Source organism: Coleofasciculus sp. FACHB-712, assembly GCF_014695635.1.
GTDB lineage: Bacteria > Cyanobacteriota > Cyanobacteriia > Cyanobacteriales > FACHB-T130 > FACHB-T130.
In genome coordinates, this window is record NZ_JACJOQ010000185.1 from 21,794 (window position 1) to 40,475 (window position 18,682).

The window sequence follows — 18,682 nt, forward strand, 5'->3', positions numbered from 1 at the left end:
ACGCACTGCTTGCTCAATTGGCTGAAAGAACGAGAGCGGCGCGATCCCCAAAGTCGGGATTTAACCCTCAAAATAGTATCAGGAGGGGAAAAGCAATCTATGCATATCATACCTTGGGCCGCTCTCGGCTACGGGCTAGTAGTATCTATTTGTACTTTGCTGGGTCTGTGGCTAGGGCCGGAATTATTAAACAATCTTTTTGCAGCGAATGGTTTTATCCCACATGGACATTGCTACTTGTGGAAACCAGGGTTGGTGTCACTTCATGTTGCCACCGATACGTTAATCGGACTGGCGTATGTTTCGATTTCAGTGACGCTAGTTTATTTAGTCCACAAAGCGCGTCGAGATATTCCTTTTCATTCAGTATTTATCGCCTTTGGATTTTTCATTATTGCCTGCGGTGCCACGCATTTTATAGAAGTGTGGACACTATGGATGCCCGTTTATTGGCTATCCGGAACGATTAAATTAATTACAGCGATCGCTTCAGTAACGACAGCCTTGGTAATCCCGCCATTAGTTCCTCAAGTCCTGACCCTGATTGCCTCTGCAAAAACCTCTGAAGATCGTAAACTCCAACTAGAAACGGCAAACGTTGAGTTAGAGACGCTTTACCAAAAACTTAAGGAACTCGACCAATTAAAAACCCAATTTTTTGCCAACGTTAGCCACGACTTGCGGACACCACTTGCCTTGATCTTGGGGCCAACGGAGAAACTGCTTTCCGAGCCGAATCTGACCAACCCAGAACAACGTCACGACCTAGAATTGGTGGATCGTAACGCCCGTACCCTGCTCAAACGGGTCAACGATTTGCTGGATGTCTCCAAGCTGGAGGCAGGCAAAATGGAAGTGAACTACGCACTCAGCGACGTGGCTGAGCTGGTGCGGCTGATTGCTGCCAACTTTGAAACCATTGCGGAAGACCGTCAGATATCCTTCGTTGTCGAAACTCCTTCATCTCTTAGGGCGAGTGTCGATCCAGATAAGTGGCAGCGCATCTGCTTCAATCTACTTTCCAACGCCTTCAAATTCACCCCGATGGGGGGTAGTATCCGCTGCATCCTTGCGGAAGTCAGTCCTCAGGAGCAGGGGCACAGAGGCACAGAGGAGCAAGTCTTCGCCCTGGACTCCCTGTCGTCTTCATCCTTCACCCTCACCATTGAAGATACTGGCCCAGGCGTGCCACCAGAACTCCGGGAAGCCATTTTTGAGCCGTATCGCCAAGAGGAATTCGTTACTCAGCAAGGATTTGGCGGTACTGGTCTGGGGCTAGCCATTGTTAAGGAGTTCGTTGAATTGCACGGCGGCTCCATAGAAGTTAACCAGGCTCCAAAAGGCGGGGCAGTTTTCACGACCTGGATGCCGCAAGCAGCACCCTCAGACGTTCTAAGTACCAATACAGAAGGGTTGCTAGTACCCGATGGGAATCACGATTTTCATCTGGATGGGGAGACGATTGCGATCGCGCAACCAGCTGCTACAGACTCCGACAAGCTGACTTCGACAAATCTTCAAATCGATTCGACGCGATCGCCCCAAGCGAAAACATCCACAAATTACAAGGAAATTGCCCTTTCTGTAATGGCAGAACTGGGGCATCAACCCAACGATTTGGAATCGGGATTAAATTACCAGTCATCAAAAATTTTCCCATCAGAACAGTCCGCGCAAAATCCTCAAGGTGAAATTTCTAATTCTCAATGCCCACTCGTGCTGGTAGTTGAAGACAATCCGGAAATGAATCGCTTCATCGTCGAGAGTTTAGCGCCAGAAAATCGGGTCGTAAGTGCCCGGAATGGGCAGGAAGGATTGGACAAAGCAATCGCCCTGCATCCTGACTTAATCCTCACCGATATGATGATGCCTCAAATGAACGGCGACCAGCTAGTGCGGGAAATCAGAGCCATCAAGGAACTCGATACAATCCCGATCGTTCTGCTGACGGCGAAAGCAGACGACGAGCTACGGGTGCAGATGTTACGAGAAGGGGTACAAGATTACCTGATGAAGCCCTTTCATATCGAGGAACTCCGGGCGCGGGTGGGCAATGCGATCGCTATGAAACGCACCCGTGAGATTCTTCAGCAGGAGTTACAAACTCTGGATATAGACCTCGCCACCTTAGCCAAAGAACTCACCTCCCGCCAGCGCGAATTGCAGGCTTCCCATCAAAATTTAGAAATTCGGGTTCGGGAAAGAACTGCCGAACTCGCAACAGCCAATGAATTACTTCAAGAACAAATTGCCCTGGCTCAACAAGCCGAACAAGAGCTGCGGAAGAGCGAACAACGCTTCCGCAGCTACTTTGAACTTCCTTTAGTCGGAATCGCCATCAGTTCGCCAGACAAAGGTTGGCTAGACGCCAACGATAAATTGTGCGACATCTTTGGCTATTCCCGGCAAGAACTCACGCAAATGACTTGGGATCAATTAACTCATCCCGATGATTTGCCAGCCGATGTAGAGCAATTCCAGCGGATTTTAGCAGGCGAAATTGAAGCCTACTCAATGGACAAGCGGTTTATCCGCAAAGATGGTCAAACGATCCACGCCAGCATCTCGACTCGCTGCGTGCGCCGTACTGACGGCTCAATTGATTACTTCGTGGCTCTCGTTCAGGACATCACCGAACGGTACCAAGCACTTCAAGCACTCAAATGGGAAAGATCCATCCTTCGCAGCTTCTTCGATAGCGCTTCTTTGATGATGGGAATTGTCGAATTGGTGGAAGATGACATCCGGCATATTTCTGATAACTCCACCTCAGCAAAGTTCTTTGGGCTAACTCCCGAAGCGATGCAAAATCGACTGAGTAGCAGTTTGGGAGTCCCGCCGCAATACCTGCGATTGTGGATTCATCAATATCGGTTGGCTCAACGCACCCAGACAACCATCCGCTTTGAATACCCTCACGAGACTGACTTGGGTAAGAAGTGGCTGTCTGCTAGCGTCTGTCCCATCGAGGGAGCTTCCAGTTTGCATCCGAAATTTGCGTATGTGATTGAGGACATCACCAACCGCAAAAAATCTGAGAAAGAACGGCTCCAGCTCGTCCGCGAACAGGAAGCGCGTGCCCAAGCTGAAGAGGCGCAGCAGCGTTATCTCTCCCTAGCAGAGGCGATACCGCAGATGGTGTGGACGGCACAGCCAGATGGGTCAGTGGATTACTACAACCAACGCTGGTTTGACTACACGGGAACGACGCTGGAGCAAGCCCAAGGCTGGGGATGGCAGCCTATACTCCATCCAGACGATTTGCAGGCATCGGTAGACGGCTGGAACAATGCCATTGATACGGGTGAGACTTACGAAGCCGAATGCCGTTTTAAGAGAGCCTCAGATGGCGTTTACCGTTGGCATCTGGTTCGGGCATTGCCGCTACGCGATCGCCATCAATGGGTCGTCAAGTGGTTCGGGACTTGCACCGACATTGACGATCGCAAGCGCGCGGAACAGTCACGGCAATTCCTCTCGGAAGCTGGCGTCGTGCTGGCTGACTCGCTGGATTATCAAGCTACGTTAGAACGCCTCGTACATCTGGCGGTGCCGCACCTTGCCGACTGGTGCGCCGTCCATACAGTTGAGCCGGATGGCACGATTCGCCAACGAGCGGTTGCCCATGCAGACGCCTCAAAGGTTGAGCTGGCATGGGAGGTAGAGCGTCGTTATCCCTTCGATCCCAAGGTGCCCCGTGGTTTGGCGAAAGTGTTGCATACAGGTGAGGCAAAACTCGCTCCGGAGGTTTCCGATGAATTGCTCGTCGCGATCGCCCGCGATCCGGAACACTTGGAAATCCTCCGCAAGGCAGATTTCAAGTCTTATATGTGCCTACCATTAATTGCCCGTGGACGAATCTTGGGAGCGATCGCCTTTATTACTGCCGAATCGGGTCGTCACTACAATCAGGCGGATCTCTCCTTGGCTTCTGAACTGGCTCACCGCGCTGCCCTGGCGGTAGACAATGCGCGACTTTACCACGAAGCTCAAGAAGCCAATCGCATGAAAGACCAGTTCCTGGCGATTGTCTCCCACGAACTGCGAACTCCGATCAACGCCGTCCTGGGTTGGGCACAGCTGCTCCGCAGCCGCAAGTTTGATGAAAACCGGACGGCGCAGGCGTTGGAAACTATCGAGCGCAATGCCAAGGCACAGACGCAGCTGATTGAGTCGCTTTTGGATGTCTCGCGCATGATCCGGGGGAACTTGCCCCTCAGTCTCCTCCCAGTTGACCTAGTGCCGGTGATTCAAACTTCAATTAATTCTGTACTGGCAACAGCTCAGACACGGGAAATTCAAGTAGAGACAGTGCTAGACCCTTCTTGCGGACGTGTGCAAGGCGATCCCGTCCGATTGCAGCAGGTGATGTCAAATCTACTCTCGAATGCCCTCAAGTTCACACCGAACGGCGGACAAGTGACGGTGCGAATGTCAATCGTTATTGGAAATAGGTCATCGGTAATGGCTAATGCGGAAGAATCTCACCCATTACCCATTACCAATTACCAATTACCAATTACTCACTATGCCCAAATCCAAATCAGCGACACCGGAGTGGGTATTACTCCTGACTTTTTGCCCCATGTCTTTGACTTGTTCCGTCAGGCTGATAGTACAACCACGCGATCGCATGGAGGTCTAGGACTGGGACTCGCGATTGTCCGCTATCTTGTAGAAATGCATGGCGGCACCGTCAGCGCCCAAAGTCCAGGCGAAGGACTCGGAGCCACTTTTACGGTGCGCCTACCTCTTTTAGAGAGTACGCAAGTAGGGCTGAAAACTTCAGGACTGTTAGCGCACCAGCACGAAGTGCCGACTGAGGTAGAAGACACAAATCAAGAAAGAAAAAATTCCTCATCCCCTTCCCCTTCCCCTTCCCTCAATCCTCAGTCCTCAGTCCTCAGCCCTCAGTCCTCTTCCTCTTCCTCATCCCCTTCCCTGAATCCTCAGTCCTCAGTCCTCAGCCCTCAGTCCTCATCTCCTTCCCTCAATCCTCATGCTCTCAGCGGATTGCGCCTTCTGTTAGTGGAAGATGATGCCGATATCCGCGAAGTCGTTGTCACCACTCTAGAGGAGGCAGGAGCAAGTGTGAGAGCCGTGGCATCAGTGCCAGAAGCCATGAAAGCGCTGGATCGAGAGTTGCCAGACCTGGTGATTAGCGATATCGGAATGCCGTTAGAGGACGGCTATGGGCTGATTCGCCAACTGCGGAATCGAGAAGCCGAACGCGGAGGCAAAATTCCCGCGATCGCACTGACCGCCTACGCCACTGAGGAAGACCAGCAGCAAACCCTCGCCGCTGGCTATCAGCGCCATCTTTCTAAGCCGGTGGAAACCGCCCAGTTGGTAGCAGTCGTGGCGAATCTTTGGAAATCTGCGGGTCAAATTCAGAATGATGAATAAATAATTAAGTTATGATGCATTGTTCCCTATTTACCCTTTCACCTGAGTGGAAAAACTCCACTGGCTCGACCAAATTCAACCCTTCGACCGCACCCTGGTAGGCGACAAAGCTTTTTACTTGAGCCGACTCATACAGCGTGGCTATCCGGTCGTGCCCGGTTTTGTCGTTCCGGCAACCGCAGCCCGTCAATTTCTCGAAAGCATTCAATGGTCGGCACCGCTTGGCTTAGACCTGCCCTATTCTTCGCTACATCTGGATGTAGATAATCCCCGCCAACTACAGAGCGTTGCTCAAACGATTCGGCAGGAAATTACAGCCGCTACGCTACCGTCGTCTTGGATGTCGGAGATAGAATCGGCACAAGCGCATTGGCAAACGAAGGTGCTGATTTTGCGCCCCTCTTTGGCTTTAGATCCGGCGTCTAAAGTTCAGGCAACCGGGGTGCTTTTACCAGAGTCTGGGCTTTTAGAATCCCACGTTTGTCTGGCGACGCCAGAGAGCTTGGCGATGGGTTTGAAGCTGGCTTGGGCAGAGCTGTTTCGTGCCAGAAGTTTGTTTTATTGGCACTGTTGGGGTATTCAGACTGCTCAGCTGAACTTGGCGATTTTAGTGCAACCCGTCTTAGATGCGATCGCTTCCGGGACTCTTCAAGCAACTCCAGAGTGCTGGGAAATTCAGTCAACTTGGGGACTGGGCAAGGCGCTAGTCTTGGGAGAAGTGGTTCCAGATTTCTATCAGGTGCAACCAGAAACGGGGGAAGTGCAAACTCGATATCTGGGCAGTAAAACCCGTGCTTATCGTCTTGAGAACTTTAGGGACGCCCAAACCAACACAAACAGCACGGAGAATTTCACAAACACCCACCCTTCTCGATTAAGGGTAGATAATTGTCTAGAAGCTTATCTGCTCAACGAAAAGCAACAAAATTATTACGCCCTGGAAGAAAAACACTTAGATGTTCTTATTCAACTGGCGAAGCAACTGAGGACTGAACTCGGCCCAACTTTTACTTTGGAGTGGACGCTCTCTCCAGGAAAAGAAAATGAAGGCAACCAGTTGTATCTCACACAAGTCATCGTTGGGCACTCAGCAATGAGCTTGAAGGAGTCCAAAATTAAAGTAGGAGCGGTTAAGGAATCCTTACAGCACTCAGTAGAGATCGGTCATTCCTCCTTGATGCTCGCTCCTTTATCCTTCTTTTCGCCCCAGACTCAGCACCGCCTACAGGAAGGGAAAGTGCCTACAGTGCCAGAACCAGACCTAAAGCCTTTGATCGAAGGGCTGGGAGCGTCAGCAGGACGGACAATTGCGATCGCTCATGTATTAACCGATTCCAATCATCTCCACTTCCCTGATGCCGATGGAGATGAAAACTCGCCTGTTAATGGGAAAATTTTAGTCGTCAAAAGCATTACTCCCGATCGGCTGGTACTGCTAAAACAGGCTGTCGCTGTAGTTGCCGAACAGGGTGCGATGACTTGTCACGCTGCCATTATTGCCAGGGAATTAGGCATCCCAGCGGTTGTTGGTGCTGTTGGTGCCACCCGGCTGATTCAAACCGGCGACGCCGTGCTAGTAGATGGTGACAAGGGAGCAGTTTATCGCGTTGAGGCTCAAGCAGGCGAGCGGGAGAAAATTCTTCCGCACTCCTCTCTCTCCACCCCACACTCTGCACCCTTCACCCCGCACTCTGGACTCCCCACTCCTCACGCTGCACTTTCCACCCCGCACTCTGGACTCCCGGCTCCTCACGCTGCACTTTCCACTCCTCGTCCCTCAGCCCTCAGTCCTCAGCCCTCAGTCCTCAGCCCTCAGTCCTCAGCCCTCAGTCCTCAGCCCTCAGTCCTCAGCCCTCAGCCCTCAGTCCTCGCCACTCAACTGCTGGTCAACCTCAGTCAACCCAGCAGTATCAAACGCGCGGCTCAGATGCCGGTGGATGGAGTAGGATTATTGCGCTCTGAGCTGATGCTGCTGGAAGTTTTGCAGGGACAACATCCTCAACGATGGCTCCAGCAGCAGCGTGAAGACGAGTTGAGGGAAATTCTTGCCCAACAACTGTGCCAGTTTGCCGAGGCATTTGCGCCTCGCCCGGTATTTTATCGCTCTCTAGATTTGCGATCGCATGAATTTCAATACTTAGTTGGTGGTTCTTTGGGGCACCCGGAAGCCAATCCGATGCTTGGGATGAGGGGAACATTCAGCTATGTTTCCAATCCCGCCTTGTTCGATGTAGAACTGGCAGCTTTAGTACGGGTGCAGCAATTGGGATATACCAATGTCCGCTTGCTGTTGCCTTTTGTCCGCACGGTGGAAGAGTTTTCCTTCTGTCGCCGCCGCGTTGAACAAGCCGGACTCAGCCAATCGCCTCAATTCCAACTCTGGATCGTCGCTGAAGTGCCGTCGGTTCTATTTTTGCTACCCGATTACGTGAAAGCGGGCGTCCAGGGAATCTCGATTGGCACTAACGATCTCACCCAGCTGCTGCTGGGAGTTGACCGAGACCAAGCGCAGATGGCGGCGGCGTTTGATGAGCGTCATCCAGCAGTCACGCAAGCGATCGCGCAACTCATCCAAATGGCAAAACAGGCAGGAATTCCCTGCTGCATCTGCGGTCAAGCACCGGCTCAATATCCAGAGTTGATCGATCGGCTTGTGCAGTGGGGCATTCCCTCAATTTCTGTGGAACTAGATGCCGTTGAGCGAACCTATAACGCGATCGCTCGTGCCGAACAACGCCTTCTCTTAGCAGCCGCCCGTCGTCAGTTGAATCAATAAGTAGCGATCGGCAAAAATCTGGTAGAGACGGTTTCAAATCCACACCCACTTTTTGCCCTTTGTCTTAAGTCATCCTATTTTCAAGGGTTGTCTTTCAAGGGGTGTCTGCCAACCGATTTTTCTAATAATTCCCTTCCGAGAAAGGTTAATAGATACTACTTAAGGCTGTTGCGCTTTTGCTTCTAATCGTGAACAACTAAAGAGTATACCTATCATAGAATTCGTGTGGTTTCACCTTGGCGAAATCCACTCCTGCTGGAAGAGTACACAATGAGCCGCGTCGTTGTCTGTTTTTACAGTGGCAGATGGATTCCAATTATGTTTTGTCCCTTGGTAGAAGCGATCGCGTTTCACCAGAATGCACTAAAAGAGGGAAAGGAAATTTTTATTTTTCCCCCTAATTGCGATCCAAACGATTTCTTGAGTGACCTAACTTATATTCAACCCCCCGTCCTTGGGGAAGCGGGGGGGTTGACAAACTTAGCAATTTTGAAACCCTACGATCGATCGCAGTCAATCGCTGATTAATAGCGGAAAATTGCTGCTACCGGAGCCTCATCCGGTACTTTTTCCGGCTCCACTGCATAGACTTTACCACCGTTCAAAATTGTATGAGTAGCGGCAAAATCCAACATATCTTCGTCGTCCACCTGTGGTTCAGGGTGTAAATCTACGGTCATGGTTTCAGGGTCAAAGTGACCCCAGCGCTGCTCGCCGACCGCCACAAACAAAGAATCAACCCGGTGATAATAAGCAGATTGGATGATTTCTTTGATATCGTGGGATACTTTACTCGTATCGTTTCCAGCCAGTTCTTTGTATACCTCTACAACCCCCTCAATATTCTCTTGTAACAGAGGCTCCACAATCGGTAAAGCGAGTTCGTGCAATTCTTCTGGCTTAAATATTTCCGGATTTCCAGTAATTCCTTCCTCCACCAAATGTTGATAAGTATTTGCCTCTTTGTAAATCGGGAAAAGATACTCAACTCCCGCTAACACCAAAGGGCCTTTCTTATTCCGGAAGAAGTCATGCAATGCACCATCAATCTGATGGAAAAATTGCAGGAGATCCTTCTTGATATCATCCTGATCCGGGCTTCCCTGCCCGTGGAAACTACCGGGTTGCTGAAAAGTATTGTTGGTTCCCCCCTTTGATGTGGCAATCCGAATCTGACCGTCCTTGGAAGTCGCGTCATATTGGAGAGCTTCATCCTTGCTTTTCGGCAAGTTTTCAATATGCACCTCTTTGACCGTAGTGCGCGTTGCCTGAAGCAGCCGGACATCCTTTTGGCTAAGCGCTAGGATGTAGAATCGTCCATCGTTGTTGACGATAGGCAACAGTGGCTTAATATGGAAGCGATCGCTAACGATTACCAATTCTTCAACATCAACGGGAAGCTGGTAGTAACGAAAGATTTCGGGAGAGATAAAAATTGCTACCCCCTCGCCTTGGTTTTCTTCCCAAAACTCAGGGCTATCAATCGCATTCGCTTGCTCAAGCCATGTCATCGCCTGATTGTGGTCAATCCCCATTTCCTCCAAGCGTTGCTCAGCCTCACGCATGAGATTCTTGAAGCGAATCGGGTTTTGTCGAATCTCTGGCCCTGCCTTTTCCATCGGCATATAAATCGAGATACAGGGACTAGCGGAATTTTCTATCAAACTTTTTAATTCATCAGTAGACAATAGCGGCATCTGATTGGACTCCTTTCAAAAATATTCAGAAAGGACGACAAAAATTGGCAATCTCTAAAGAAAGATATGACGGAAAAGCCCACACAGGAAATCCGCCCTTCTAGGGAAATAATTATGGTTGCGGCTGCGGGAAATTCTTAAATGCAAAACCCAACCTAAATTCATTTCAGACTAAGACAGGTGCGATGCCATCTTTCTTTTGATAGGAAGTTCGGCTCTCACCTGACCAAAATCCCAGCAAGTCTTTATCTGTCAAAAAGATTCAGGGAGAATAATAAGATTGAGGGTTTCCCTGTTCCATTCCACCGCAATCGGCATTTTTATGATTGATAGCGATCGCATTCACCAGCGGGAAGTCATTGGACTGCTACCAGCAGGAGGGCAAGCAACGCGAATCGCCCCCTTACCGATGAGCAAAGAGCTGTACCCGATTGGATTTCGTCCGGTAGATAGCGGCAGTGGCACCTTACGCCCCAAAGTCGTGAGTCATTACTTACTAGAGAAAATGCGGTTGGCAGGGATTAAGAAGGCATACACCGTACTGCGTCCGGGAAAGTGGGATATTCCGGCTTATTTTGGGGACGGCACCCTGCTAGACATGAACCTCGGCTATCTCATGCTGGGGTTGCCTTATGGCGTTCCTTATACCTTGGATCAAGCCTATCCCTTCGTGCAAGACGCGGTGGTAGCACTGGGCTTTCCCGACATCCTTTTTCAGCCCGAAGATGCCTTTGTGCGGTTGCTGGCACGGCTTGCGGCTGGGAATGCCGATGCAGTTTTGGGATTATTTCCGAACGATCAGCCTCATAAAGCCGGGATGGTTGATTTTGATGCCCAAGGACGAGTCCACTTCGTGGTCGAAAAACCACCGATTAGCGATTTAAAGTATATGTGGGCGATCGCGGTTTGGACGCCAGTATTTACCCAATTTATGCACGAGTATCTCGCTGCAATCCAAGCTGGACAACTGCCACAGGCGAAAGAGCTGCCGATTAGCGATGTGGTTCAGGCAGCGATTGACAGCGGCTTGCGGGTGGAAGCCGAAACATTTCCGGATGGAACCTACCTGGATATCGGCACCCCTGCGGATCTAGTGAAAGCAGTTCGTCAATTTGCGGCTGATGAGATTGATATCTAAATTGATTGATTCTCGGCTCAGCTTGAAAGAAACAAACGCTTAAGCTGTCGGGGAGTCCGTATGATTTTGATTGGATGGCGACTGGATAGCTTTTAACCGCCTTCGCAAAATTATCCCCAAAGTCACCTGCTTCATCAGCCAGTACAAGCCAGAAATTATGACAAAGGTGACAACCATGACCACCACAGGCCATTTGCCGACCAAGTCATCCAGCACGCTAGTGAAGACGGCATCCGGTTGAGTAACAAAATCCCAACTGTTGAAGCGTAGGAATCGCCCTAAATAAATGCCAACAGCGCTAAGACCGTGCAAAGTTAGCTCCATCCAAAGAATGTATTTACTACGTTCGTGGCGATGTAAATAGTAACCTAGATTAATTAAAGATATAACGTAAGCTTCAAAGCCAGCCAGGATAACTAGCAAATACTGGGGGATGAGAACTAGCGTAATCATCCACACCGAGTAGTTGGCGCGAATATCATGAATCAAGTGAATGATATCTGTCAACAAATAGGGCGCATTCGGCAAAAACGCGATAAAAACTAAGACTCCCGCCCACCAGATGAGCGATCGCTTTTGCCTGCTGCGAAATAGCCAAATACTCAACAGCAGAGGGATAAACGCCAGAAACAGATTCCACGTCATCCAGTCCAGATTGCGGGACAAAACCCGCAATATATTGGAAGTCCAGCGAACCAGCTCAAATTTCATACGCGCTGTCTCATTGTTGAATCAGCAGTTTTAGTTCACATTTTCATTGAAGCTACCAGTATAACCACTGGTTTCGCGATGACCACTCTGCCGCAGGGGGATGACGATCTGGAATGTTGCCCCTAATCCTGGCTGCGATAGACAGATGAGCTGTCCCCGATGATTTTCTACCACAATTTGATAGCAAGTCGATAAACCTAAGCCGGTGCCTTTGCCGACTTGTTTGGTGGTAAAAAATGGTTCAAAAATATGGTTTTTGACTTCCGGAGTCATGCCGATGCCATTGTCGGAAATTTCAATCTGCACCTGAGTGGGTGACAAAATTTGGGTGGTGAGGGCGATCGCAAACGGCTGAGATGAAAATCCTGAAAGGGTAATTTCATCCTTGACCTTTTCTTCCTCTTTCATTCTTTCTTCTAAGGCATCAATGGCATTACTAAGCAGGTTGAGAAACACCTGATTGAGTTGTTTCGGATAGCACTCCACGAGGGGTAAGTCACCGTAATTTTTAACCACTTCGATGCCTGGATGTCCCGGACGCGCTTTCAGGCGACGCTGTAAAATCAGCAACGTACTATCGATGCCTTCATGAATATCCACCGGCTTCATATCGGCTTCATCCAGACGGGAGAAGCTGCGTAAGGATATCACAATCTGACGGATACGTTCTGCACCCGTTTTCATGGACTCTAGAAGGTTTGGTAAATCCTCAATCACAAAGTCCAGTTCAACCGTTTCGCTATACGCTTGAATCGCCGGGGGTGGGGTGGGATAATTTTGCTGGTAAAGGTTCAGGATGTCGAGGAGGTCTTGAATATAAGCAGTAATATGGCTAATATTGCCAGTGATAAAGTTAATGGGGTTATTAATTTCATGAGCAATTCCTGCTACTAATTGCCCCAAACTCGACATTTTTTCAGCTTGAATTAATTGCTGTTGGGCTTGTTTGAGCGAGGTGAGCGATCGCGCGAGTTCATTATTCTTTTCTTCTAACTCCAGAGTTCTTTCGGTTACTTTCCGATCGAGATTGTGGGCAAGTTCGAGTAATTGAGCTTCCGATTGCAGCAGTGCTTGCTCGATTCTTTTTTGTTCTGTAACGTCTTGAATCGTGCCGATGAGTCGAGCGGCTTTCCCTCCTTGCTCCTGAATAATTTTGCCAGTGCCGTGGACAATGCGCTCAGAACGATCGGATAAAACAACTCTAAAGTCAGTGCTGAAGGCTTGCTTGAAATACGATGCGGCGTCTATCAATTCTCTGACCCGTTCTCGTTCATCTGGGTGAACGGATGTCAGCAATCGTTCCATACTTGGCTCAAATTCTGCTGGTGAAAAACCCAAGATGCGATAAAGTTCATCCGACCATCGCAGTTGTTGTTTAACCAAGTCTAAATCCCAGTTACCGAGATGGGCGATCCGTTGGGCGTTGGCGAGACTGGCTTCGCTAGAGCGCAGTGACGCTTCAGCTGAGGCGCGTTCCGCAACCGCCGCCCCCAAAACCAAAGCAGTGACTGCGATAACGCCCATGAAGGCTTGTAAAAATTGCAAAGCTTGGTCGGTATTAATGGCAACTGCCGCAAACGGCCCATCCCCCAAGGCGGTGCCCCAGATAGCAATGCAGGAGACAAGTAGAGTTGCCAGTACAGCGCCTTGCTGATTAAATCGGAGGGCTGCCCAAGCGACCAAAGGGAAGGGCATGTAGGCAAGGGGATAGTGAGCGATCGCTGTAGCAGTTTTGGCGAAGAAAACTGACTGGGTGACGGTTGCAAGCAAAGTCAGCAAAAGCATCGCCTCGATGATTCGCTCTCGTCTTGTGTCTAAGCGAGGAAGGACACTCCAAGTCAAGATCGCCGGGACTAACACTAAAACTGCCATGCCATCCCCTAACCACCACGTCCACCACGTCGTCGCATAGTCGCTCCAAGGGATAAGATTTGCCCAGCAAAGAGTCGTCAAACCCAGAGTGGAAGCGACTAGAGTAGACAGCATCACAGACAAGCCGAGAAAACCGAAAACATCTCGCAGGCGATCCAGAGAGGGGCGCAAACGAATCGAACGAAGCAACGTGACCCCGACTAGAGCCTGCAAGGTAGTAGCCAAGCTGCCAGCAATGGCAACAGATAGGGGTACGTGCAGAACTACTTTGGCAAATAAAAATTCACCTAGCACGACTCCAGGCCAAAGCTTTCGCCCCCCGATAAACAGCACGCCTTGGGTAATCCCCGCCGGAGGCCAAACCGGCGTTACGTACTTATTCAACACCGGAAGCGCCAGTGATAGTTTTGCTGCACCAATGTAGATGGCAGTCAGTATGGCGACGCTGGCTAAGTATCGCCAAAGCCGAGTTTGGGACATAATACGGCGGTTTAGGGGTTCAAAATGCGAGATGTTTTCTCCTTGCAACCATAATCCGCTGAGCTAGATGTTGCAAAGGTAAATATAGACAAATTTTTAACTGAAGGGAGAAATCCGATAATTAATCTGATTTCACCTTCGGTTTAGTACAAATTAAGCAATAATCCAGTGCCAATCGATTTAAGCAGCCTGCCCTAACAATCGCCTAGAATCCCTATCAGGGGCTAAATAAAAGGATTAAAAAGTGGAAACTTCTATGCAAGATCGGTTACAGGCAGCGATCGCTCCTTACCGTACAGCGGTAGATTATCTAGAAATTCGCTTAGAACAAAGTGAGTCTACCTCTATCTCCTTTCGCGGTCATCAGCTGGATGCCGTAGATCGTAACTTTACCCTCGCTGGGGGCATTCGCGCTTGCCACATGGGCGGCTGGAGTTTTGTCACTTTCAATGGTTTAGCTGAGTTGAAAGACCGGATTGAAGAAGCGATTTCTCAAGCACATCTGGTCGGAAAAGAAACGACGATGCTAGCGCCAGTGGAACCCATTCAAGATTATGTGGCGGTGGAAATCGGGCGCGATCCACGTGGGGTTTCTCTGGCAGAAAAGCGGCGGTTATTGGAGGGATATAACCAACTGCTGCTAGATTTTGACCCCCGAATTCAAACGACAATGGTGAATTTGCGCGATCGCTTCGGCATCACCTATTTTGCCAATTCTCTCGGCACCTGTATTGCCCAAGAACGCTTGGATGTGTCGGGTCGATTTGGGGCGATCGCTAGGGAAGACGGTTCTGCCCCCCGCCAAGGCTTTGAATCTGTCCATTCCCGCACAGACTATAACATTCTCGAAGGAATTGAAGACCAGGTACTGGGAGCCGCCAAACGCGCTGTCGGTCAATTGGAAGCCAAATCAGTCAAAGGCGGACAATATACTGTCGTTCTCGACCCCTATCTCGCGGGTGTCTTCATTCACGAAGCTTTTGGACATCTTTCGGAAGCTGATTTTGTCTACGAAAATCCCCGGATGCAGGAATTGCTCACCTTGGGCAAACCCTTAGCCATTAAGCAACTAAATGTGGTTGATGATGCCACGATGCCCGATTTACCCGGTTCTCTCAAGTATGACGATGAAGGTGTCCCCGCTCAACGCAAATATTTAATTAAAGACGGTATCCTCACCCAGCGCTTGCATAATCGCGAAACTGCTGGCAAGCTACACGAAGCTCCGACTGGCAACGCTAGGGCACTTAACGCGACTTATCCTCCGTTGGTGCGGATGACCAATACCGGCATTGAACCGGGGGAACACTCCTTCGATGACATGATTGGGGATATCGAGGAAGGCGTCTATGCGGTGCGGATGCTTGGCGGACAAACCAACGGCGAGATGTTTACCTTTGCTGCTGCTGAAGGCTATATGATTCGCAATGGCAAGATAGCTGAAAGAGTGACTGATGTCAGTCTGACTGGCAATGTCTTCCAAACGCTCAAAGATATTGAGGCGATTGGGAACGACTCCATCTATATCAACGGCGGTTGCGGTAAAGGCGGACAAATGCCGCTACCAGTGAGTGTGGGGGGTCCCCATCTGCGAATTAAAAATGTCGTGGTGGGCGGGCGCTAGGAGGAACCGGGAAGCTATGAAGAATTCTCTCCCTGTCTCCAATGACCCATTACCGTATAGCAATTCTAAATGATTCGTGAACGCGAGATCCCCGACTTCTTAGGGAAGTCGGGAATCTGAATCGATAGACGCTCTAATCAAAAAGGGGATGCCGCTAGTAAACGGCATCCCCTTTTGTTTTATTTAATTAACGTGCATAGCATGGCATTTGTGGCGGTTTTGCCCCAGTACACTTGCACGGAAACAGCAGAATCCGAAGGCTCGGTATTTAAGACTGAGAGTATTGCTTAATTCAGGTTTAGTGGAAGTAGTTGGCTTCTGCTTCCAACTGGCGAATCAAAGCTTCGTCACCTTTGGCTCTGGCAATTTCTAGACGATGCTGCAAGCTTTTTTGAATGTTTTCGCGGTGAGCCGCAGCCGCATTTTTCTGGTTATCTTGGCGTCTTCCGTTCATAATGGACATTATTTTTAAGCGACTTGAGGTATCTGCTACTTTCCTAATATAGCCTAAATCCCCAAAAAATGGTAGTTTTTGTTACAGAATATTCATAGTTTGTTAGCTAGCGTTAAGGGTTAAAGCTTTGCAACGAATACGGGTTTGAGAGCGATCGCCATTGCTGAAGGTAAGCTACACTCTTAAGTCGTTCAAATAAATCGTTCAAACCGCCCCGCGTTCTGGTCGCATCAACAGCATCGCACCCGCGCTTGGCACAAAGAATCCTTCTTAACAAAGATGTATGAAAACCGGATCGTTACTCTGACGAGCGATTTTGGCTTGAGTGATGTTTATGTAGGGGTGATGAAAGGGGCGATCGCCCAAATCAACCCGACGCTGACGGTGGTGGATCTCACTCATGAGATTCCCCCTCAGAATCTTACAGCCGCAAGATTTTGTTTAATGAATGCCTACCCTTATTTCCCAAAAGGGACAGTGCATATTGCTGTTGTCGATCCGGGAGTGGGGAGTAGCCGCAGAGCGATCGCTGTTAAATTTGCCGCCGGTTTCTTGGTGGGACCAGATAACGGGCTGTTTAGTGGCATTCTGAGTAGTCCTGGGGTTTCCCCGTCCCTACCCGAAATTGCCGCCGTCGAACTCACGAACCCCGACTACTGGCGCACCACCGAACCCAGTTCAACGTTTCACGGTCGAGATATTTTTGCTCCCGTGGGTGCCCATCTTGCCAGTGGCGTTCCTCTCGAACAACTGGGAGACGCTATCGATCCAGCCAGCGTAGTTCAACTGCCTATCCCTGAATGCAGCCAGACAGAGGCGGGTATCACGGGTTGCATTCAGTATATCGATCGCTTTGGCAACTTAATTACAAATATTCCAGGTACCTTCGTCCAAGGAAAAATCTGGTCTGTGGTTGTGGGATTTAGGCTACCCAGTTGCCAGACTTACAGCGACAGTCCAACCGGAGAAGCGATCGCTTTAATTGGCAGTCACGGTTGGGTCGAAATTGCCGTCAACGGAGGCAATGCTCAGTCGCAACTGCAACTAGACTGGGGAGATGAGGTGCTTCTTCATCTGGATTAATTCAATTCCTAATTGGGATTTATACATCCGCATCGCTGATATTGTATAGCAATTTTCGGATAGGTTTTATGACTCAGTTAAATGTGTCTGATTCGGCAGTTTATCAAGGTCAGTTTGGAGAATTTACGATAACCGAGAGCGATCGCACTGGAGTGATCGTTTACCGTAGCGGCTTAATGGTAGCGGCTTTAAGCTTTGCTTTAGGTAGCTTTTTGGTGCTAAAGACAAACATGGGATTGTCACTCCTCACCCCGCTGTACGCTTGTTTTTGTTTGGCATTGGGCGTCAGTTTATTTACCATCCATATTTACCTAGAACCGCTACACCGACTCCTTCAAGCTTTTTGGGCAATTGGTGTTTTATCAGCGACAGTGCTGGCGCTGCAAAGTAGCGAACCTCTTGCCCTATATGTCTACAATCACCCAATAACCCTTTTTGGAGTTGGCTTTACCTTTGCGGCATTAACGGGGATTTACTTCAAAGAAGCCTTTTGCTTCAACCGTCTGGAAACTAAAGTTCTCACGCCTTTGCTGCCAATGTTGCTGCTGGGACACCTGACGGGTGTATTGCCAGTGTCAGTAGAACGGGGATTATTGGCAGTTTGGGCAATTCTATTTGTCATCTTTGCCTTGCGTAAGGTTGTGCAAGAAATTCCACCGGATATTGGTGATAAGTCGGTGTTTGTCTATCTCAAACAACAGCATTCGGCGAAGGCTTGAGGAAAGCGATTAAACGCCCTATACCTTATGGAAGAACGTGCCTTCTGGCTAGCATGGTCGCAAATCCCTGGAATTGGCCCTATTTTGCTCAGGCGCTTGCACCAGCATTTTGGCACGCTCAGTGAAGCCTGGAAAGCCAATCCAGCCGCCTTGAGGGAGGTGGAGGGGTTTGGGCGTCAAACAATTGAGGGGGTGATAGAGAAGCGATCGCGCCTGCATCCCCAACAATTTTTAGAAGAACACTTGGTAAAAAATCCCTGTTTCTGGACGCCAGCAGATGCTGATTATCCCCGCTTACTTCTAGAGACGCCTACCCCACCGCCAGTGCTGTATTATCGCGGCAAAGTACAACTCCAAGAAAATCATGGCATTACGCCAACGATTGGCATTGTCGGTACTCGCCAACCCTCTGAATATGGCAGACGCTGGACTGGCAAAATCACTGCTGCATTGACGAAAAGCGGCTTCACGGTTGTTTCCGGCATGGCAGATGGCATTGATACGGAAGCGCATCGCGTTTGTATAGAAGCTGGGGGACGGACGCTGGCAGTTTTTGGTACTGGTGTGGATGTCATCTATCCTTGGCGCAATAAGTCCTTATACGAACAAATATGCGATCGCGGGTTAGCGCTGAGTGAGTATCCTGCTGGCACCCAACCGAAGCGCGAACACTTTCCCCCTCGTAATCGGATTATCGCCGGTTTGAGTCGTGCGGTGCTGGT

Annotated in this window: 12 protein-coding genes; 8 read left to right on the plus strand and 4 right to left on the minus strand. The window is 49.7% G+C overall.

Going from position 1 to position 18,682, the window contains the following annotated elements; genetic code table 11:
- Nucleotides 1–99: 99 nt before the first annotated feature.
- From H6F50_RS26920 to H6F50_RS05130, 3 genes are all read left to right on the plus strand, one after another.
- Nucleotides 100–5,406 (plus strand): PAS domain S-box protein, encoded by a 5,307-nt coding sequence (locus H6F50_RS26920; RefSeq protein ID WP_190427023.1) that lies wholly within the window; start codon nt 100–102, stop codon nt 5,404–5,406.
- A 46-nt stretch (nt 5,407–5,452) separates the two neighbouring features.
- Nucleotides 5,453–8,182, plus strand: a complete 2,730-nt coding sequence (locus tag H6F50_RS05125; RefSeq protein ID WP_190427027.1) for a putative PEP-binding protein — start codon at nt 5,453–5,455, stop codon at nt 8,180–8,182.
- Between the two features lie 270 nt (nt 8,183–8,452).
- On the plus strand, nt 8,453–8,710 hold the full coding sequence (locus tag H6F50_RS05130; RefSeq protein WP_190414119.1) for a hypothetical protein: 258 nt from the start codon (nt 8,453–8,455) through the stop codon (nt 8,708–8,710).
- Here H6F50_RS05130 and H6F50_RS05135 read toward each other — a convergent pair.
- Nucleotides 8,707–9,879 carry a hypothetical protein gene (locus H6F50_RS05135; RefSeq protein ID WP_190427030.1) on the minus strand — a complete coding sequence of 391 codons (1,173 nt, stop codon included), beginning with the start codon at nt 9,877–9,879 and terminating at the stop codon, nt 8,707–8,709. The genes H6F50_RS05130 and H6F50_RS05135 overlap by 4 nt on opposite strands.
- A 340-nt stretch (nt 9,880–10,219) precedes the next feature.
- Between H6F50_RS05135 and H6F50_RS05140 the strand changes: the two genes are divergently transcribed.
- Nucleotides 10,220–11,017, plus strand: coding sequence for a sugar phosphate nucleotidyltransferase (locus tag H6F50_RS05140; protein WP_190427055.1), 798 nt, complete (start codon nt 10,220–10,222; stop codon nt 11,015–11,017).
- Nucleotides 11,018–11,056: 39 nt separating this feature from the next.
- Here H6F50_RS05140 and H6F50_RS05145 read toward each other — a convergent pair whose 3' ends face one another.
- Both H6F50_RS05145 and H6F50_RS05150 read right to left on the minus strand, forming a co-directional pair.
- The gene (locus H6F50_RS05145; RefSeq protein WP_190427033.1) at nt 11,057–11,728 is read right to left on the minus strand and encodes a DUF1361 domain-containing protein; all 672 of its coding nucleotides are present in this window, start codon (nt 11,726–11,728) and stop codon (nt 11,057–11,059) included.
- 30 nt (nt 11,729–11,758) lie between these two features.
- Complete coding sequence (locus H6F50_RS05150) at nt 11,759–14,080, minus strand: MASE1 domain-containing protein (RefSeq protein WP_190427035.1); 2,322 nt, start codon at nt 14,078–14,080, stop codon at nt 11,759–11,761.
- 256 nt (nt 14,081–14,336) lie between these two features.
- On the opposite strand from H6F50_RS05150, the gene H6F50_RS05155 reads away from it, so the two are divergent.
- Nucleotides 14,337–15,704 carry a TldD/PmbA family protein gene (locus H6F50_RS05155; RefSeq protein ID WP_190427039.1) on the plus strand — a complete coding sequence of 456 codons (1,368 nt, stop codon included), beginning with the start codon at nt 14,337–14,339 and terminating at the stop codon, nt 15,702–15,704.
- A gap of 298 nt (nt 15,705–16,002) precedes the next feature.
- Here H6F50_RS05155 and H6F50_RS05160 read toward each other — a convergent pair whose 3' ends face one another.
- The gene (locus H6F50_RS05160; RefSeq protein WP_190427042.1) at nt 16,003–16,167 is read right to left on the minus strand and encodes a hypothetical protein; all 165 of its coding nucleotides are present in this window, start codon (nt 16,165–16,167) and stop codon (nt 16,003–16,005) included.
- Between the two features lie 270 nt (nt 16,168–16,437).
- Here H6F50_RS05160 and H6F50_RS05165 point away from each other — a divergent pair, with 270 nt between their 5' ends.
- The 3 genes from H6F50_RS05165 to H6F50_RS05175 all read left to right on the plus strand — a co-directional run.
- Nucleotides 16,438–17,241 (plus strand): SAM-dependent chlorinase/fluorinase, encoded by an 804-nt coding sequence (locus tag H6F50_RS05165; protein WP_190427044.1) that lies wholly within the window; start codon nt 16,438–16,440, stop codon nt 17,239–17,241.
- A 68-nt stretch (nt 17,242–17,309) separates the two neighbouring features.
- The gene (locus tag H6F50_RS05170) at nt 17,310–17,960 is read left to right on the plus strand and encodes a DUF2301 domain-containing membrane protein (RefSeq protein ID WP_190427047.1); all 651 of its coding nucleotides are present in this window, start codon (nt 17,310–17,312) and stop codon (nt 17,958–17,960) included.
- Between the two features lie 27 nt (nt 17,961–17,987).
- The coding region (locus H6F50_RS05175) for a DNA-processing protein DprA (RefSeq protein WP_190427050.1) at nt 17,988–18,682 on the plus strand (695 nt) is incomplete at its 3' end.